3 protein-coding genes are annotated in these 2,891 nt (G+C 71.4%); all 3 read left to right on the forward strand.

The window, feature by feature from the left end; translation table 11 throughout:
* Positions 1 to 339: DUF4360 domain-containing protein (locus tag LE181_RS29815; RefSeq protein WP_225664631.1), on the forward strand; the 339-nt coding region annotated here is incomplete at its 5' end.
* A gap of 135 nt (positions 340 to 474) precedes the next feature.
* Positions 475 to 1,122: a DUF4360 domain-containing protein gene (locus LE181_RS29820; RefSeq protein ID WP_225664632.1), complete on the forward strand. Its 648-nt coding sequence runs from the start codon at positions 475 to 477 to the stop codon at positions 1,120 to 1,122.
* A gap of 70 nt (positions 1,123 to 1,192) precedes the next feature.
* Positions 1,193 to 2,689, forward strand: coding sequence for an SDR family oxidoreductase (locus LE181_RS29825; RefSeq protein WP_225664633.1), 1,497 nt, complete (start codon positions 1,193 to 1,195; stop codon positions 2,687 to 2,689).
* Positions 2,690 to 2,891: the final 202 nt, after the last annotated feature.

Raw genomic sequence — 2,891 nt, forward strand, 5'->3', positions numbered from 1 at the left:
ATCGCCCGCGCCGACTACCGCGGCTTCGCCCACCTGGAGCGCGGTGCCACCGGCATGGAGAGGGCCAGCTACTACTTCCAGGGCATGCCGCAGACCACGTCCGTCAGCCATCGCTTCGCGGGCCCGCTCAGCGACAACTGGCAGACCTCCGACGTCACCGACGCCGCCGCGCTCGTCTACGCCCCGTGCGGCGTGCAGCGCATCCTGAACGTCAACACCGAACTGCGGGTGGGCGCCGGCAGCTCGGACCCGTCGACGACCAACAGCTTCATGGCGATGGACTCGACGGACGGCAGCGTCAACACGCTCTACCACTTCGCCTGGAAGGAATGCCCCTGATCGGACGCCGTCCAATCGGTTGAGTGCCGCGTCCCTGCGCCGGCCGCCCGTGCGGCCGCGCGGGGACGCGGCGGACCGGCCCCCGTCCGGCCATCCATGTCCGCATGGGCCCCAGGGAAGTGGGAGGGATCTCGAATGTTCAGACCGGTGATGACCGTCAGTGCGGCCGTGGCGCTTCTTGCGACGTCGTTCTCCCCCGAGGCGGCCGCCGAGGACGTGCCCCCACCGGACAAGATCGTGATCGATGTGGTGTCCGTCAACGGCTCGGGCTGTCCCGCCGGAACGGCGAACGTGACCGTCTCTCCGGACAACACCGCCTTCACCGTCTCCTACAGCAATTACGTCGCCCAGGTGGGCGTCGGCGCCAAGCCCACCGACTTCCGCAAGAACTGCCAGCTCAGCCTGAACGTCCACGTCCCGCAGGGCTTCACCTACGCGGTCGCCCGGGCGGACTACCGCGGCTTCGCCCGCCTGGAGAAGGGCGCCACCGGCCTGGAGCGTGCCAACTACTACTTCCAGGGCATGACACAGACCGCCTACGTCAACCACCACTTCACCGGCCCGCTCAACGACAACTGGCAGACCTCCGACATCACGGACATCGACGCGGTCATCTACCACCCCTGCGGCGCCAAGCGGTACTTCAACATCAACACTGAGCTGCGCGTGGACGCCGGCACGTCCGACCCCACCAAGACCACGAGCCTCATCGCCATGGACTCGACCGACGGCAACATCAGCACCCTCTACCACTTCGCCTGGAAGCAGTGCCCCCGACCGTGACGACGACAGGCGAAAGCGCTCCGGACGGGAGACGGTGGACGGACAGCACCCCGACCCGCCGGAGACACCGATGCCCCCTGACGACAGCCGGCCGGGACACCACTGCCTGGTGACCGGCGCGTCCGGCTACATCGGCGGCCGCCTCGTACCCGAGCTCCTCGACGCCGGACACCGGGTGCGCTGCCTCGCACGGTCACCCGGCACCCTGCGCGACCACCCCTGGGCGGCCCGGGCCGAAGTGGTGCGCGGCGACGTCACCGACGCCGACTCGGTCGCCGCGGCGATGCGGGGCGTCCACACGGCCTACTACCTCGTGCACGCCCTCGGCACCGGCACCGGCTTCGAACGCACCGACCGGGCCGCGGCGCGCATCTTCGGGGAACAGGCACGCGCCGCCGGCGTACGCCGCATCGTCTACCTGGGCGCCCTCACCCCCGCCGGGGTCCCGGACCACGGGCTCTCGCCCCACCTGCGCTCGCGCGCCGAGGTCGGCAGGATCCTCCTCGACTCCGGAGTGCCCACCGCCGTCCTGCGCGCCGCGGTCATCATCGGCTCCGGCTCGGCCTCCTTCGAGATCCTGCGCTACCTCACCGAGCGCCTGCCCGTCATGGTCACCCCCAGCTGGGTACGCACCCGCATCCAGCCGATCGCCGTCCGCGACGTCCTGCGCCACCTCGTCGGCAGCGCCCGCCTCCCCGACGACGTCCACCGCACCTTCGACATCGGCGGCCCCGACGTCATCACCTACCTGGAGATGATGCGCCGCTACGCGGCCGTCGCCGGACTGCCCCACCGGCTGATCGTGCCCGTGCCCGTGCTGACCCCACGGCTGTCCGGTTACTGGATCGGCCTCGTCACCCCCGTCCCGCACGCCATCGCCAGGCCCCTGGCCGAATCACTGCGCCACGAAGTCGTCTGCCGCGAGAACGACATCGCCCGCTACGTCCCGGACCCGCCCGGCGGCCCCCTCGACGTCGACACCGCACTGTCCCTGGCCGTCGAACGGGTCCGCGACGCCCAGGTCGCCACCCGCTGGTCCTCGGCCTCCGTGCCCGGCGCCCCCAGCGATCCCCTGCCCACCGACCCCGACTGGGCCGGCGGCAGCCTCTACACCGACCGGCGCGAACGAGCCGTCGACGCCCCGCCCGAAGCGCTGTGGCAGGTCATCGAGGGCATCGGGGGCGACACCGGCTGGTACTCCTTCCCGCTCGCCTGGGCGGCCCGCGGCTGGCTGGACCGGCTGATCGGCGGGGTGGGGCTGCGCCGCGGCCGGCGGGACGCCGAGCGGCTCCGGGTCGGGGACTCCCTGGACTTCTGGCGGGTCGAGGAGATCGACCCCGGCCGGCTGCTGCGACTGCGCGCGGAAATGCGGCTGCCCGGCCTGGCCTGGCTGGAGATGCACGCCGAACCCGACGGCGAAGGGCGCAGCCGCTACCGGCAGCGCGCACTGTTCCACCCGCACGGGCTGCTCGGCCACGCCTACTGGTGGAGCGTGTCCCCGTTCCACGCCCTCGTCTTCGGGGGCATGGCCCGCAACATCGCCCGTGCCGCGGCCGCCCGGGGCTGAAGCCCTGCGCGTGCGCACGTTCACCCGCTGTGCAGCACGCTGTGAGCCCCCTCATGGGACCTGGATCACTTACTGCGCTCTTTAGTGCCGAGCAGGGGGCACGCAGGACGGAAATGGCCGGTGCGGAGTTCTCCTTGGGGGAGTGGGAACGAAAAAGGGCCGTAGGACCCTTGATTGCCAGGGGTTTCGGGGGCCGCTAACA

It is taken from the genome of Streptomyces sichuanensis (assembly GCF_020328095.1).
GTDB lineage: Bacteria > Actinomycetota > Actinomycetes > Streptomycetales > Streptomycetaceae > Streptomyces > Streptomyces cinnamoneus.